The 15,267-nt window shown below is 62.3% G+C and carries 17 protein-coding genes; 1 reads left to right on the forward strand and 16 read right to left on the reverse strand.

Going from position 1 to position 15,267, the window contains the following annotated elements; all coding sequences use genetic code 11:
* Positions 1 to 26 precede the first annotated feature (26 nt).
* The 16 genes from flhB to fliE form a co-directional block, all read right to left on the reverse strand.
* Entirely contained in the window at positions 27 to 1,163 is a 1,137-nt protein-coding gene (gene flhB / locus G7020_RS02300) for a flagellar biosynthesis protein FlhB (protein WP_181082325.1), read from the reverse strand.
* 91 nt (positions 1,164 to 1,254) lie between these two features.
* Positions 1,255 to 2,034 carry a flagellar biosynthetic protein FliR gene (fliR, locus tag G7020_RS02305; RefSeq protein WP_181082326.1) on the reverse strand — a complete coding sequence of 260 codons (780 nt, stop codon included), beginning with the start codon at positions 2,032 to 2,034 and terminating at the stop codon, positions 1,255 to 1,257.
* The gene (fliQ, locus tag G7020_RS02310; protein WP_181082327.1) at positions 2,034 to 2,303 is read right to left on the reverse strand and encodes a flagellar biosynthesis protein FliQ; all 270 of its coding nucleotides are present in this window, start codon (positions 2,301 to 2,303) and stop codon (positions 2,034 to 2,036) included. The genes fliR and fliQ overlap by 1 nt, the downstream gene beginning before the upstream one ends.
* Positions 2,304 to 2,472: 169 nt before the next feature.
* Positions 2,473 to 3,249, reverse strand: coding sequence for a flagellar type III secretion system pore protein FliP (gene fliP / locus G7020_RS02315; RefSeq protein ID WP_181082328.1), 777 nt, complete (start codon positions 3,247 to 3,249; stop codon positions 2,473 to 2,475).
* Complete coding sequence (fliO, locus tag G7020_RS02320) at positions 3,249 to 3,668, reverse strand: flagellar biosynthetic protein FliO (RefSeq protein WP_181082329.1); 420 nt, start codon at positions 3,666 to 3,668, stop codon at positions 3,249 to 3,251. The genes fliP and fliO overlap by 1 nt, the downstream gene beginning before the upstream one ends.
* A gap of 1 nt (position 3,669) precedes the next feature.
* Entirely contained in the window at positions 3,670 to 4,149 is a 480-nt protein-coding gene (gene fliN, locus G7020_RS02325) for a flagellar motor switch protein FliN (RefSeq protein WP_181082330.1), read from the reverse strand.
* Between the two features lie 39 nt (positions 4,150 to 4,188).
* On the reverse strand, positions 4,189 to 5,160 hold the full coding sequence (fliM, locus tag G7020_RS02330; RefSeq protein ID WP_181082331.1) for a flagellar motor switch protein FliM: 972 nt from the start codon (positions 5,158 to 5,160) through the stop codon (positions 4,189 to 4,191).
* Positions 5,161 to 5,171: 11 nt separating this feature from the next.
* Positions 5,172 to 5,705 (reverse strand): flagellar basal body-associated FliL family protein, encoded by a 534-nt coding sequence (locus tag G7020_RS02335; protein ID WP_181082332.1) that lies wholly within the window; start codon positions 5,703 to 5,705, stop codon positions 5,172 to 5,174.
* Positions 5,706 to 5,913: 208 nt separating this feature from the next.
* Positions 5,914 to 7,146, reverse strand: coding sequence for a flagellar hook-length control protein FliK (locus G7020_RS02340; RefSeq protein ID WP_181082333.1), 1,233 nt, complete (start codon positions 7,144 to 7,146; stop codon positions 5,914 to 5,916).
* A 102-nt stretch (positions 7,147 to 7,248) separates the two neighbouring features.
* Entirely contained in the window at positions 7,249 to 7,557 is a 309-nt protein-coding gene (locus tag G7020_RS02345) for an Hpt domain-containing protein (RefSeq protein ID WP_181082441.1), read from the reverse strand.
* Positions 7,558 to 7,760: 203 nt separating this feature from the next.
* Positions 7,761 to 8,213: a flagellar export protein FliJ gene (gene fliJ, locus G7020_RS02350; RefSeq protein ID WP_181082334.1), complete on the reverse strand. Its 453-nt coding sequence runs from the start codon at positions 8,211 to 8,213 to the stop codon at positions 7,761 to 7,763.
* A 3-nt stretch (positions 8,214 to 8,216) separates the two neighbouring features.
* On the reverse strand, positions 8,217 to 9,575 hold the full coding sequence (gene fliI, locus G7020_RS02355) for a flagellar protein export ATPase FliI (protein ID WP_181082335.1): 1,359 nt from the start codon (positions 9,573 to 9,575) through the stop codon (positions 8,217 to 8,219).
* A complete protein-coding gene (gene fliH / locus G7020_RS02360) occupies positions 9,565 to 10,362 on the reverse strand; it encodes a flagellar assembly protein FliH (RefSeq protein WP_181082336.1) in 798 nt (265 codons plus the stop codon). The genes fliI and fliH overlap by 11 nt, the downstream gene beginning before the upstream one ends.
* Positions 10,363 to 10,365: 3 nt before the next feature.
* Complete coding sequence (gene fliG / locus G7020_RS02365) at positions 10,366 to 11,382, reverse strand: flagellar motor switch protein FliG (RefSeq protein WP_181082337.1); 1,017 nt, start codon at positions 11,380 to 11,382, stop codon at positions 10,366 to 10,368.
* Positions 11,375 to 13,156: a flagellar basal-body MS-ring/collar protein FliF gene (gene fliF / locus G7020_RS02370; protein ID WP_181082338.1), complete on the reverse strand. Its 1,782-nt coding sequence runs from the start codon at positions 13,154 to 13,156 to the stop codon at positions 11,375 to 11,377. The genes fliG and fliF overlap by 8 nt, the downstream gene beginning before the upstream one ends.
* A 14-nt stretch (positions 13,157 to 13,170) precedes the next feature.
* Positions 13,171 to 13,500, reverse strand: coding sequence for a flagellar hook-basal body complex protein FliE (gene fliE / locus G7020_RS02375; protein WP_181082339.1), 330 nt, complete (start codon positions 13,498 to 13,500; stop codon positions 13,171 to 13,173).
* 535 nt (positions 13,501 to 14,035) lie between these two features.
* Here fliE and G7020_RS02380 point away from each other — a divergent pair.
* Positions 14,036 to 15,232 carry a benzoate/H(+) symporter BenE family transporter gene (locus tag G7020_RS02380; RefSeq protein WP_181082340.1) on the forward strand — a complete coding sequence of 399 codons (1,197 nt, stop codon included), beginning with the start codon at positions 14,036 to 14,038 and terminating at the stop codon, positions 15,230 to 15,232.
* Positions 15,233 to 15,267 lie beyond the last annotated feature (35 nt).

Below are 15,267 nucleotides of genomic sequence, written 5' to 3' on the forward strand. Positions count from 1 at the left end.
TCCAGCCTCCAGCGCTCTTGTCGGCTTTATGCGTCCCGACGCAAATCCGGCGGAATCGGCAGGTCGTTCAGGGGCTCGGGCCGCTTGCCCTTGCCCGAGCGGTACTGGCGCAGTTGGTAGACATAGGCCAGCACCTGCGCCACTGCCAGGTAGAGGCCAGCCGGGATTTCCTGTTCCAGCTCGGTGGAGTAATACACCGCCCGCGCCAGCGCGGGCGATTCGAGCACGGTCACCTGATGCTCCTGAGCGATCTCGCGAATCTTCAGGGCTACGAAGTCGCCACCCTTGGCCACCAGTATCGGCGCACCGCCCTTGCCGCCATCATATTTCAGCGCCACGGCAAAGTGGGTCGGGTTGGTGATCACCACATCGGCCTCCGGCACGGCCTGCATCATCCGCCGCTGGGCCGCCTCACGCTGCAGCTGGCGAATCCGCGACTTGACTTCGGGCTTGCCCTCGGCGTCCTTGTATTCGTCCTTGACCTCCTGCTTGGTCATCATCAGCTTCTGCTTGTTGTCCCAGAGCTGGAAAGGCACGTCCACCAAGGCGATCAGAATCAGCCCACAGGCCATCCACAACGCACACCAGCCGACGACTTCCACGCTATGGGCAATGGCCAGCTCCAGCGGCTGCTTGGCGATGGACAGCAGATCGTCCTGATAGGCATTGAGCACCAGCAGCGCCACCGTCAGCACCACCAGGAACTTGCCGAGCGCCTTGAGCAGCTCCACCAGCGCCTTGGCCGAGAACATCCGCTTGAGGCCCGCGCCCGGATTCATTCGGCTGAACTTCGGTGCCATCGCCTTGGCTGAAAACAGCCAGCCCCCCAGCGAGATCGGACCGACGATGGAGACGATCAGCAACACGATCAGCAGCGGCATGATCGCTTCCAGCGCAAGCAAGCCGCTGTTCACCAGCAGCCTGACCATGGAGCTCTCATCCAGCAAGGCTTCACGGCTGAGGTCGAAACTGCCCTGCATCATCATCATCAGGCTGCCGGCCAGGCCCGCACCGGATGCCAGCAGGCCGCCAATCCCGCCCAGGGTAACGGCCACCGTGTTCAGTTCACGGGAACGCGCGAGCTGGCCCTTCTCACGGGATTCGCGCAGCCGTTTGGCCGTGGGTTCCTCGCTTTTTTCGGCGCCATTTTCGTTCTCAGCCATGCAGGGCCTCCCGACGAATCGAAGAACACAGTCGCATCAGAGGCTGATTTCAACGCAGCCTGGTCGAGCGTAGTAATTTGTAAACACCCTCTCAGCGCACACCTATCAGTTCACGCAACATCGCCAGCGCCTCACTGGCAAAACCCTGATATTGCGCCAGGATATCGCCCATGCCGAGCCAGACGATCACCAGGCCCAGCACCAGCGTCAGCGGAAAACCAATGGAGAAGATATTCAGCTGTGGCGCGGCGCGGGTCATCAGGCCGAAGGCGAGGTTGATCACCAGCAGCGCGGTAATCGCCGGCAGCACCAGCAGCAAGCCGGCGCCCAATACCCAGCCGAGCTTGCCGGCCACCTCCCAGAGGTGATTGGTGCCGACCAGCCAGCCGCCGATGGGCAGGGTGACGAAGCTTTCCGTGAGAATCTCCAGCACCACCAGATGCCCATTCATGGCCAGGAACAGCAGGATCACCAGCATATTGAAGAACTGGCCAAGCACCGGCACCGAAACCCCGTTGGCCGGATCGACCATGGAGGCGAAGCCAAGGCCCATCTGCATGGCCAGCATCTGCCCGGAGACGATGAAGACCTGAAAGAACAGCTGCAGCACGAAACCCAGCATCACGCCGATCAGAATCTGCTCGGCGATCAGCACCAGCGCCTGCCCACTCAGCGCCTCCACCACCGGCACAGCAGGCAGCCCCGGCACCAGCACCACGGTAATGGCCAAGGCCAGATACAGCCGCACCCGCATCGGCACCAGCTGGGTGCCGATGATCGGCATGCTCATCAGCAGCGCCGCGATGCGAAACAGCGGCAGCAGAAACTGCCCTACCCAGGCGCCGATCTGCGCATCGCTCAGGGCAAACATCAGCCGATGATCAACGGAATGTTCTGGATCAGGTTCTCGGTGTACTCCATCAACTTGCGCACCAGCCATGGCCCCGTCCAGATCAGCGTCATCAGCATGACCAGCAGACGCGGCAGGAAGCTCAGGGTCTGTTCGTTGATCTGCGTGGCGGCCTGGAACATCGCCACCAGCAGGCCCACCAGAAGGCTCGGCATCACCAGCACACCGACGATGGTGGCGGTCATCCACAGACCGCCACGAAACAGATCGACCGCAACTTCGGGTGTCATCGGCGTACTCCCAAGCAGGCCGTTGAAAAATGTAGGCGAGGCAGGCAAGACAAGGCGAAAACAGGCGAGGAACGGACCGGGCTCGCGTACGAGTTTAGTGGCCTAAATGAGCAGGCCGAGCCTGTTTTCAACGCAGTATTGCCAACGCAGGTAGTTTTTCAACGGCCTGCTAAAGTGTTCCGAAACTTCCAGCGAGCGTGCCAATGATCAACCCCCAGCCGTCGACCAGCACGAACAGCATGATCTTGAACGGCAACGAGATGATCAGCGGCGACAGCATCATCATGCCCATCGCCATCAGTACGCTGGCCACCACCATGTCGATGATCAGGAACGGGATGAAGATCATAAAGCCGATCTGGAACGCCGTCTTCAGCTCGGAGGTGACGAAGGCCGGCACCAGAATGGTCAGCGGCGTGGCTTCAGGCGTCTGGATATCGGTGCGCCGGGACATCCGCACGAACAGCGCCAGATCGCTCTCGCGGGTTTGCGCCAGCATGAAACCCTTGAGCGGCACTTCGGCGCGGGCAATCGCCTCCTGGGCCGACAACTGTTCATTCAGATAAGGCTGCACCGCCTCGTTATTTATCCGCTCGAATACCGGCGCCATGATGAACAGCGTGAGGAAGATCGTCAGGCCCACGAGGATCTGGTTCGATGGCGTCTGCTGCAGGCCCAGCGCCTGACGCAGGATGGAGAAGACGATGATGATGCGGGTGAAGCTGGTCATCAGCATGACGAATGCCGGGATGAAGCTCAGCGCCGTCATGATCAGCAGAATCTGCAGACTGACCGAATATTCCTGCTGCCCCTCGGCATCTGTGCTCAGGGTGATCGCCGGGATCGACAGGGGGTTGTTGCCCTGGGTGATCAGTGCGCCGGCATCCTGGCCCACAGCGAACGGGGCGGCCAGCACCAGCATGACCGCCAGCAACAATCGAAGCATCAGGGCTTGTCCTTTTGATCCCGACCCAGCAGCTCCATGAGGCGCTGGGCGAATTCCGGGTTGGCGGGTTCGGCATCCGGCAGGTGCACCGGCTCTTCAAGTACATGCAGAGGCGTAATGCGACCGGCGCTCAGGCCAAGCAGAATCTGCTCGCTGCCCACCTGCACCAGCAACAGACGCTCACGAGGGCCGAGGGCATGGCTGGAGATCAACTTGATGGCCTGGTTGCCGCGCGGGTTGAGCCGCTGCATCCGTCGCAGCACCCAGGCCAGCAGAAAGATCAGACCGATCACCAGCAACAGACCCAGCAGCAGCTTGCTCAACTGCCCGCCCACGTCGACGCCGCTCATGTTCGCCGAAGGTTCGGCGGCCATGACCGGCAAGGCCAGCAGCAGCGCAAGGAAGGCCAGGATTCGCATGTCAGCGCAACTTCTTGATGCGTTCGCTCGGGCTGATCACGTCGGTGAGGCGGATGCCGAACTTCTCGTTCACCACCACCACTTCACCGTGGGCGATCAGGGTGCCGTTGACCAGCACATCCAGCGGCTCACCGGCCAGCCGGTCGAGTTCGACCACCGAGCCCTGGTTGAGCTGCAGCAGGTTGCGGATGCTGATCTCGGTACTGCCGACTTCCATGGAGATCGATACCGGAATATCGAGGATCACATCCAGATTCGGCCCCTCGAGCCCGACCGAAGCCGAGCTCACTTTCGGGCTGCTGCCGAACTCCTCCAGCGGAGCCCGCGGCGGTGCCGCAGCCGCCGGAGCCACTGCCGGCCCCTGATTCAACAACGCATCGATATCGTCCTGGTTGGCATCACCCGCCTCGGCCAGCGCCGAAGCCCATTCATCGGCAAGCGCCTGCTCATCGGTAGATGTGTGTTCCTGTTCGTCTGCCATCGCAAATCCTCGACCGGCTAATAAATGATAAGGCCCGAATCAGCGTGAACGCATCACGGATTCCAGCACCTGCAGGGAGAGGTTGCCCTTGTGCGCGCCGAGCTTGACCTTGAAGGTTGGCATACCATTGGCGCGCAGGATCATGTCTTCGGGCATTTCCACCGGAATGACATCGCCCGGCTGCATGTTGAGGATGTCGCGCAGCTTGAGCTGCCGCCGCACGACAGTGGCGCCAAGCGGTACGTTGACGTCAAGGATATCCTCGCGCAGAGCCTTGGACCAACGCTCGTCCTGGTCGCTGACATCCGACTGGAAACCGGCATCGAGCATCTCGCGGATCGGCTCGATCATCGAATACGGCATGGTTACATGAAGATCGCCACCACCGCTGTCGAGTTCGATATGGAACGTCGAAACGACCACTACCTCGCTGGGGCTGACGATATTGGCCAGGGCCGGGTTCACTTCCGAATGCACGTATTCGAAATTGACATCCAGCACCGCATGCCAGGCCTCCTTCAGGTCGAGGAAAGCCTGTTCCAGCACCATGCGCACCACGCGCAATTCGGTCGGAGTGAATTCACGGCCCTCGATCTTGGCATGGCGACCATCACCGCCAAAGAAATTGTCCACCAGCTTGAACACCAGCTTGGCGTCGAGAATGAACAGCGACGTGCCGCGCAGCGGCTTGATCTTCACCAGATTGAGGCTGGTGGGCACGTACAGCGAATGGATGTACTCGCCGAATTTCATCACCTGTACGCCACCCACCGAAACGTCCGCCGAGCGGCGCAGCAGGTTGAACATGCTGATGCGTGTGTAGCGGGCGAAGCGCTCGTTGATCATTTCCAGGGTGGGCATGCGGCCACGGACGATGCGGTCCTGGCTGGTCAGGTCATAGCTCTTGATGCTGCCCGGTTCGGAATCGCCTTCGGTATCGACCAGGCCGTCGTCGACCCCATGCAGGAGCGCGTCGATCTCGTCTTGCGAGAGCAGGTCTTGAACAGCCATCAGCGGGGCCCCTATTGAAGTACGAAGTTGGTAAACAGCACTTGCTCGATGGCCAGTTTGCCGATTTCCTTCTGGGCCAGCTCCTGAACGCTGGCGGTGGCCTGCTGGCGCAACATCTCCTGCCCCACGGGGGTAGCCAGTGAAGCGAACTCCTGGCTGGAGAAGAGCATGACCAGTTGATTGCGCAACAGGGGCATGTGTTCCTTCAGCGCATCCAGCGCCGCCTGATCGCGCGACATCAGGGCGACGCTCACCTGCATGTAACGCTGGCGACCGCCGGTGTTGCTGAAATTGACCACGAATGCCGGCGCCAGCACTTCATAGATGGCAGCCTGACGCTGAGGCGCCGCCTGGCTGCCTTGCGCCGCATCCGGACTTTTCGGCTCGCCCTTGTTCATGAAATACAGCGTGCTGCCCACCGACACTCCAACGGCCAGCAACAGACCGAGTACGACCAGAACGATCAGCTTGAGTTTACGCTTGCCGTCCGCCGGAGCCGCAGCAGCGGGACTCGCTATATCCGGGGGACCCTGTGTTTTAGCCATGCCAAATATCCGTCATCACGCGTGATTTCATGTCGTTCAATGAGCTGGGAGCAACTGCTGTGCCAAAGTATCGGCCAGTGAGGGAGCACAGTAAATGACCAGCGGCCTGAGGGATTCCGAAGAAAGAGCTGCGCATTATCCCCGGAAAACAAAAACCGGGCACCAACAGCCTGTTGGCACCCGGCTCTTTGAACCCACGTGAAAGGCGTCAGGCGTAGTAATCCACCAGCCCGCGCGCATCACCAGCCCTTGCACCGCTGATTTCCATCGAGCCCTGAACCACCTCCCCCTCATCACCGGCCAACCCGGCAATGGCACCGCCACGCCCCTCACGCGACTCGGCGTCGCCTTCGCCCTGACGACCGTGCGCGGACTGATCCGATACGTTCACATCCATGCTCATGCCCTGCTGCGAGAACATGTCGCGCAAGCGCTGCATCTGCCCTTCCAGCGTTTCACGAACGCCGGCGTGAGGGCTAAGGAAGGTCACCTGACTGTGCTCCTTGCTCATGTCGATGCGAATTTCCATGCGGCCCAGTTCGGCCGGGTCGAGCTGTATTTCCGCCGACTTGAGGTTCTGGCTCGACAGCCACATCACCCGATCAACCACCGCTTCGCTCAAGCCGGGCTGCTGCATTTGCAGCGGCTGTCCCGGGACCAGTACGGGGCGCTGTGCCTGCTGGGCCTGATTTTGCTGTGAAATCGCCTGAGTCAGGGTATTGAGCCGGTCAGGCGCGGCATCGACGGCACTGCTGCGGCTCTCCTTCGGCGCGATCTGCTGATCGAGCAGCTCGGCAAAATCCTCCTCAAGCGAAAACGTCTCGCCATCCTCGCTGGCCATCTCGTCTGGAAGCAGATTCGCGGAAAGGTACGCTTTCGCTTCGGTAACAGCCTCACCTTCAGCCAAGCCTTGCGCGGGCAACATTTTCTGCGCTGTCGCCTGGGTCTCGACCAGCGAATGCTGCGCCATCAACGAATCCTCGGCCTCCGGCGCGGCGTCGGATGCTGTCATGGGCATTTGCCCCTGCGGCCAACCTGTCAGGAGTTCGCCATCTGGTGTTTGCAGTGCCTCATCCGCACCTTCGGCCTGCCCCCCCATACCCAGTAACAGCAACGGATCGAGCTCGACTTCAGCCCCCTGCTCCGCCCCCTCGGTTACCGGCAAGTCGTTGCCAGCCTCGGCAAGGCCCGGCGTTTGCGTGCCGCTTTTCTCGGCGGTTTCATCTGCGGACTTGTCTTTGCCGGACGTGTTGCGCGCGGCAGTGGCAGCGCCATCCTGACGCTCGACAGGTTTGCCCTGGCGCTCCCTGGCATAGACGTCGGCAAAGCTGGAAGCATCGTCCCGGCCGGCTTGCGAAGCATTCCTGGAAGAGGTGCTCGCGGTCTTGGCGACTGTCGCCGGCGCCTTGGTGTTGAGCAATAAATCAGGAGAAACGGCCATGAATAGTTCCGCTTGAAGTAATGAGTTGTGTAGCCCCTGAGTCAATCTCAAGCAAACTCCGGGCCAGTAACAAGCTCAGGATATCGATTCCGTAGCGCCGTCTCAGCCAGGCCCACAAAAACGCTGGCGCTCGGCACGATAGAGAATCCGCACAATGGCAAACTCGCGTTCGATTCGCTCGATCAGTTCGCACGCCTCTTCAAGCTGTCCGCGCTGCGCGGCCTCTTCCAGGGCATGGCAATGTTCGGCCAGCAGGGCGGCGCCCATGTTGCTGCAACTGCCCTTGAAGCTGTGCGCCGCCTGGCGAAGGTACTCTGCGTCAGCACTTCGGCAGGTCGTCTGCAGCAGGCGCAGCCTTTCCTCGGAATCGCCAAGAAAGGTATCCAGCAACTGCGGGTATTCAGCCTCCATTACCTGCTGGAGTTTCAGCAGGACACTCGCGTCCAGATGATCGGCCACGGCACTGCTCCCGGTTCTCAATCAAGCCTATCCAGTCGGCCCCAGTCCCTACGCTGAGCATGCGCTGCAAACTGCTCTGCCACCGTCATGGTCACCGTGGCCTTACTCATTTCGTCAACAATTTGACCAGAGCCCATAATCTGTCACCGCAAAATTCAATCTTGCCTCGGGCGGCCCGCCAGACGCTGTGAAAATTCGTCGAGCAGCTTCTGCTCGCGCTTGTCGGCAGCGGTTCGCGCTTCCTGCAGATAACGCTCGACCAGCTTGCGCAAGCCGTCCAGCCGGGCACGGCGCTGCTGCCATTGCTGACGCAGCTTGTCCAGGTTGGCCTGGTGCCAGTCCACGCTGCGCTGCTGCTGGCCGATGGCCGATTCGAGCTGTGAAAGGAAACGCTGATAGTTGACCAGCCACTGACCGGACACGCCCTGACTGCCCTGCGTCATCCATTGCTGCTGGTAATCACTGAAATACTGGCGCAACTCGCCCAGCTTGGCTTCGGCCTGGGAAAGCTGGGTCTGGCCCTGGCCGAACAGACGTGCGGCCTCGCGCTCGGCACGCTCGGCCATATCGATCACCGGGGCCAGGCGGGCCGCTCGACTCGCAGGCAAGGGTTAGCCGCCGGGCCGGGGATTGAACACGGTGGCCAGCAAGGCTTCGCTCTGCGCCAGGTGCTCGGACTCGTTCAACCCCTGGCGCAGGTAGCCAACCATCTCGGCCTGTCGGGCGATAGCCAGGTCGGTCTCCGGATCGCCACCCGGCACATAGGCGCCGACGCTGATCAGATCGCGGCTCTGCTGGTAACGCGACCAGAGCTGCTTGAAGCGCTGCGAATGGCGCACATGCTCGGCGCTGACCACTTGCGGCATCACCCGGCTGATGGAGGCTTCGATATCGATGGCCGGGTAGTGACCTTCCTCGGCCAGGCGCCGGGACAGCACGATATGGCCATCGAGCACACCCCGCGCGGCATCGGCGATGGGGTCCTGCTGGTCGTCACCTTCCGACAGCACCGTGTAGAAAGCCGTGATCGAACCACCGCCCTCCTCGGCATTGCCGGCGCGCTCCACCAGGCTCGGCAGCTTGGCGAACACCGAGGGTGGATAACCCTTGGTCGCCGGCGGTTCGCCAATGGCCAGGGCAATTTCGCGCTGGGCCTGGGCGAAACGCGTCAGCGAATCCATCAGCAGCAGCACGTTCTTGCCCTTGTCGCGAAAATACTCGGCGATACGGGTGCAGTACATGGCCGCGCGCAGGCGCATCAACGGCGCTTCGTCAGCTGGCGAGGCGACCACCACGGAGCGCTTGATGCTCTCTTCGGTGAGGATGTTCTCGATGAATTCCTTGACCTCGCGGCCCCGCTCGCCGATCAGCCCGACGACAATGATGTCGGCCTCGGTGAAGCGGGTCATCATGCCCAGCAACACCGACTTGCCCACGCCGGTGCCGGCGAAAAGCCCCAGACGCTGGCCGCGACCGACCGTCAGCAGGCCGTTGATGCTGCGAATGCCGACGTCCAGCGGTTCGCTGATGGGGTGGCGCTTGAGCGGGTTGATCACCGGGCCGTCCATTGGCACCCAGTCCTCGGCCTTCATCCCGCCCTTGCCATCCAGCGCCCGCCCGGCGCCGTCGAGCACCCGACCGAGCATCGACATGCCCATCGGCAGCCGCCCGGTATTGGGTAATGGCACCACACGGGCACCCGGCGCGATGCCGGCCAGGCTGCCGACCGGCATCAGGTAGAGTTTGCCGCTGGAAAAGCCCATCACCTCGGCCTCGACCTGGGAGGGATGGTAGCTGTCCTCGTTGATCACCAGGCAGCGGCTGCCAACGGCGGCGCGCAGCCCTTCGGCCTCCAGTGTCAGGCCGACCATACGCAACAGCCGACCCTCGAGGATCGGCTGGCTGGGTAGTTTGATCGCCTCGCCGTAAACCTCTAGGCGCCTGGCGAAACTGGTCCGGTCAAGGCGCATCGGAGCTCTCTATATCCGTGCCCTTGCCTGGATGCAGATCCAGATGCAGATCCGCTTCGGGCGGGCTGGTGGCATTCTCGCGCTGTTGCTCGAACAGCTGCTTGATCGCCTGCGCCAGCCGCGTTTCGATGCTGGCGTCGATACGGCTGTGTTCGGTTTCGATCCGGCAACCGCCGGGCAGCAGGTCTGCGTCCTCGACGATCTTCCAGCTTTCCTCGTGACGCTCGCGCAGCCCCTTGACCAGCTCGAAGTCCTGCGGATTGATATGGATGCGCACGTTGCCGGCGCCCATGGGCAGCAGCTTCAGGGCTTCGCGCAGCACCTGGTGTATCTGGCTGGAATCGGTCAGCAGGTCGCGCTGGATGACCTCCCGGGCCAATTGGCTGACCAGCGTGACCATGGCGTGTTCAAGGTTGCGATCCTGTTCGGCGATAGGGTCGAGCAGTTGCGTCATCAGCCGCTCCAGGCTGTCGAGCCGGGGCGCCAGGGCCGCCTCGGCTTCCTGTCGGGCCTTGAGCTGACCGGCATGGAAGCCGTCCTTTTCGCCGGTGCTGAAACCTTCGTTGTAGGCCTCCTGGCGAATCGCCTCCAGCTCATCGAGGGTCAGCGGCTTGACCTCCTCGACGGGCACATCTTCGCTATGGGAAAGCTCTTCGGCATCAGCCGGCCCGATTTCGTCGGACGCCGGCGGCTCTTCGCCCGGCTCGTCGAAACTCGGCAAGGCCCAGCGATCGAAGACATTGATGTCCTTCGCGCGGATGACATCGCTGGGGTTTTCCCTGGACATGGTTTAGATCATCTCTTCGCCGCCCTTGCCGCCGAGCACGATTTCTCCGGCTTCGGCCATGCGACGGGCAATGGTGAGGATTTCCTTCTGGGCACTCTCGACTTCGCTGATGCGTACCGGCCCCTTGGCTTCCAGATCGTCACGCAGCAATTCACCGGCGCGCTTGGACATGTTCTTGAAGACTTTTTCCTTGATCGCCTCGTCGGCACCCTTGAGCGCCATCACCAGCACCTCGGAGGATACTTCACGCAGCAACGTCTGGATGCCCCGGTCATCGACATCGGCCAGGTTGTCGAAGACGAACATCAGGTCTTCGATCTGCGCCGACAGGTCTTCGTCGATGTCGCGGATGGCGTCCATCAACTGGCCTTCGACCGAGCTGTCGAGGAAGTTCATGATGTCGGCGGCGCGCTTCACGCCCCCCAGGGTCGCCCGGCTGGTGTTGGAGTTGCCGGAGAACTGCTTCTCGAGAATCTGGTTGAGCTCCTTCAGGGCCGCCGGCTGCACGGTATTGAGCGAGGACACACGCAGGACGATGTCCAGCCGCGCCTTGTGGTCGAAATGCGACAGCACCTCACCGGCCTGATCCGGATCGAGGTAGGCCACGACGATGGCCTGGATCTGCGGGTGCTCATAGCGAATCACGTCGGCAACCGCGCGCGGCTCCATCCACTTGAGGCTGTCCAGACCGCTGGTGTTGCCGCCCAGCAGGATGCGGTCGATCAGGCCGCCGGCCTTGTCTTCGCCCAGCGCCTGGGTAAGCATCTTGCGGATATAGCCGTCGGAACCCACACCCAGGCTGGTCTGATCGCCGACGATCTCGACGAATTCGCTCATCACCCGCTCGACCTGGTCGCGATGGATGTTGCGCATCTGCGCCATGGCCGTGCCCACGCGCTGCACTTCCTTGGGACCGAGATGGCGCAGCACCTGCGCGGCATCGGCCTCGCCAAGGGACAACAGCAGGATCGCGGCCTTGTCGACCTTGTTCAGCTTGGTGGCAATACGGGCATCACTCATCGGCGTTGATCCACTCTTTGACGACCTGGGCCACCCGGCCCGGGTCTTCAGCTACCAGATTCTTGATGGCATTCAGTTGCGCATCGTATCCCTCGGTCGGGCTCGGCAGCATGATGCTCTGCGGCCCGCTCAGGCTGACCCGGTCACTGGCCAGCGCACCCTCGGCATCCACGTCGCCCAACTCGGCGTCACCGCCGACCGGCTGCAGCTCCTTGCCCTTGCCGGCATGGGTCAGGTTATTGAGTACCGGGCGCAGCACGCCGAACACCAGCACCAGGATGAACAGCACGCCGAGCACCTGCTTGACGACGTCCCAGAACCACGGCTGCGAATAGAACGCCGGCTCTTCGAAGGCTTCATCGAAGGAGTCAGGCGCAAAGGGCGCATTGATCACGCTGACACTGTCGCCACGGCTGGCATCGAAGCCCACGGCGTCCTGCACCAGGCGGGTGAAGCGCGCCAATTCTTCGGCGGTTCGCGGCACCCGCGTGGCTTGTCCGTCGGCGTCAATCGCGACCTGATCGTCCAGCACCACGGCAACCGACAGGCGGCGCAGGCGTCCCTGTTGCTGCTTGGTGTAGCTGATGGAGCGATCCAGTTCATAATTGCGCGTCGATTGCTCGCGTTTGTCTGCCGGATACGGCGCCAGCATCGGCTGGCCGGTCACCGGGTCCATGATCTGCTGGCCGTTGGCGTCCAGCAGGGGCTGACCAGGTGCGACGGCACCGGCGGCGGCCTGTCCGGCCAGGGCATTTTCCGGTGCCGTGGCCGGGCCTGGCGGCTGGTTGCTCAGCGCGCCCGGGACGCCTTGCGGACCGAGGCTGCTCTGGCGCTGTTCGTTGACGCTTTGTTCGCTGCGCAGCGCCGGCTGATCGGGGTTGAAGGTTTCCGAGGTGGATTCGACGGCGCTGAAATCGACATCGGCGGACACTTCGGCCTTGTAGCGGCCACTGCCCAGCACCGGCTGCAGGATGTTATGCACGCGCTGGGTATAGAGGCTTTCCATGCGGCGACTGTAGTCGAACTGCTTGCCGGCCATGCTCAGCTCGGTCAGCTCCTGCTGGTCGGACAGCAGGTTGCCCTTCTGGTCCACCACGGTGATCTGCGACTTGTTCAGCTCCGGCACGCTGGTCGCCACCAGGTTGATGATCGCCATTACCTGGCTCGGCTCGAGGCTGCGCCCCGGGTAGAGTTCCACCAGTACCGAGGCACTGGGCTTGCGCTCGTCGCGAACGAATACCGAGCTTTTCGGAATCGCCAGGTGCACACGCGCAGCCTTGACATTGTTCAGGCTGGAGACGGTACGCCCCAGCTCACCCTCCAGACCACGGCGATAGCGGGTGGCCTCCATGAACTGGCTGGTGCCAAGCCCCTGCTCCCGGTCGAGGATTTCAAAGCCGATATTACTGTCAGCCGGCGCGATGCCGGCACTGGCGAGCCGCAGCCGCGCCCGGGCGAGATCGCCCGCCTTGACCAGCAAGGCGCCGGAAGTGGGCTCCACGGTGTAGGCGATATCGGCAGCCGCGAGGGTTTCCATGACCTGATTGGCGTCCATGCCGGCAAGGCTGCCGAGCAGCGGACGGTAGTCCGGCTGCTGCGACCAGAGCACCACGGCAAAACCTATGGCGACACTCGCAGCCAGCCCGACAAGCAGGCCGATCTGCCGCAGCATCGACATTTCGGAAAGATTTTCCAGGAAGGACAGGCCAAGCAGAGGCTTCTTCGGCTCACCCGAATCAACCGTCACTGGAACCTTGCCAAGTGCGTCAGCCATCGTTCAACCCTGCCTCAAACCGGCATCTGCATGATGTCTTGATAGGCCTGAACCAGCTTGTTGCGTACCTGGGTCATGGCCTGAAAGGAAACGCTGGCCTTCTGCGAAGCGATCATGACATCGGTCAGATCGATACCGCCCTGCCCCATCTCGAAGGCAGTGGCCAGTTGGTTGGAGGCTTGCTGGGTTTCATTCACCTTGTTGACCGCTTGCCCGAGCATCTCGGAAAAGCTCGGCGCGCCGACCTCGGGAACGGCAGGCTCCGGCTTGGAACGTGCCATGGCATCGGTCTGCATGGCCCGCATTTCCAGCATCAAGCGATTGAATTCAACACCTTGGCTCATCTTGTCCTCCAACAGCTGCGGTTTTTTTGACGCTTCGCAGCGAGCACGTTCGTAATAGCAACATCGGTGCCAGTCTGGGAGCGCGCCCGAGTGGAGGCTGCCGAGGAAGTACAACCAAGCGTTTCTGTCTTCCTTGCAGGCTGTGGTTTACGTCTTTTCGCTGCTTTTACTCCGCTCGTCGGGTCGGTGAAGCGTGACCCGACCTACAAACCCCAACCATGCGTAGGTCGGATTAGCCGAAGGCGTAATCCGACGATGCGCGATATAATCCGGCGAACGACCTCGACCCCGCCCGTCGGGTCGGTGAAGCATGACCCGACCTACAAAACCCCAACCATGCGTAGGTCGGATTAGCCGAAGGCGTAATCCGACGATGCGCGATATAACCCGGCGAACGACCTCGACCCCGCCCGTCGGGTCGGTGAAGCGTGACCCGACCTATGAGGCTGTAACGCTCATCATGCCGCTGGCTGTATGGTGACGCGCGCAAGCAGGGCGCTTAGGCTTGGGCGCAAACAATCCAACAAGGACAACCATGCCGGCCCCCTCCCGCCTGCTCTCTCGCCCACTCGCCGACAGTTCGCCATCGACCATAGTCGCCGGCTTCATCGCCATGCTCACCGGCTATACCAGCTCGCTGGTCTTGATGTTTCAGGCGGGTCAGGCCGCCGGACTCAGCAGCGGCGAAATTTCATCATGGATCTGGTCACTGTCGATCGGCATGGCGATCTGCAGTGTCGGGCTTTCGCTACGCTACCGCACCCCGGTGGTAATCGCCTGGTCCACGCCCGGCGCGGCGCTGCTGATCAGCAGCCTGCCCGGTGTTCCCTATGGCGAGGCCATCGGCGCCTTTATCTTCGCCTCCGCACTGATTGCCCTGTGCGGCCTGACAGGCAGCTTCGAACGCCTGATGCGCAGAGTGCCGGCTTCGCTCGCGGCGGCGCTGCTGGCCGGCGTGCTGTTCAACATCGGCATCGAAATCTTCCGGGCAGTGGAGGTAGAGCCCTTGTTGGTGCTGGGGATGTGCTTCGGCTACCTGCTGGCCAAACGCCTGCTGCCGCGCTACGCGGTACTCACAGCCCTGGTCGTCGGCTGCACGCTGGCCGCTGGCCTGGGCCTGCTGGACTTCCGGCAGCTGAGTCTGGAAATCGCGGTGCCGGTCTGGACCACGCCAGCGCTGTCGTTCGCAGCCATTTTCAGCATCGGCATCCCGCTGTTCGTGATCGCCATGGCCTCGCAGAACATGCCGGGATTGGCGGTACTGCGCGCGGAGGGCTATCAGGTGCCAGCCTCGCCACTGATTTCCATCACCGGCATCGCCTCGGTGCTGCTGGCCCCGTTCGGCTCCCATGGCATTCATCTGGCAGCCATTACCATGGCCATCTGCAGCGGACCGGAGGCGCATCCCGATCCCTCCCGGCGCTATACCGCCGCGGTCTGGTGCGGACTGTTCTACGGCATTGCCGGTATTTTCGGGGCGACGCTGGCAGCCCTGTTCGCCGCCTTTCCGGCGGCACTGGTGCTATCCATCGCAGCACTGGCCCTGCTGGGCTCGATCGGCAGCGGCCTGACCCAGGCCATGCAGCTGCCACGCGAGCGTGAGGCGGCGCTGATCACCTTCATGGTCACCGCATCCGGGCTGACGCTGTTCGGCATCGGCTCGGCGCTGTGGGGGCTGGTCGCCGGCGTGCTGACGCTATGGATCCTCAATGGGCATAAAGCCGCGAACTGAGTCAGATACCGATATCACTCGGACAGATACCCCTG

This window comes from Stutzerimonas stutzeri (genome assembly GCF_013522825.1).
GTDB classification, from domain to species: domain Bacteria; phylum Pseudomonadota; class Gammaproteobacteria; order Pseudomonadales; family Pseudomonadaceae; genus Stutzerimonas; species Stutzerimonas stutzeri_AK.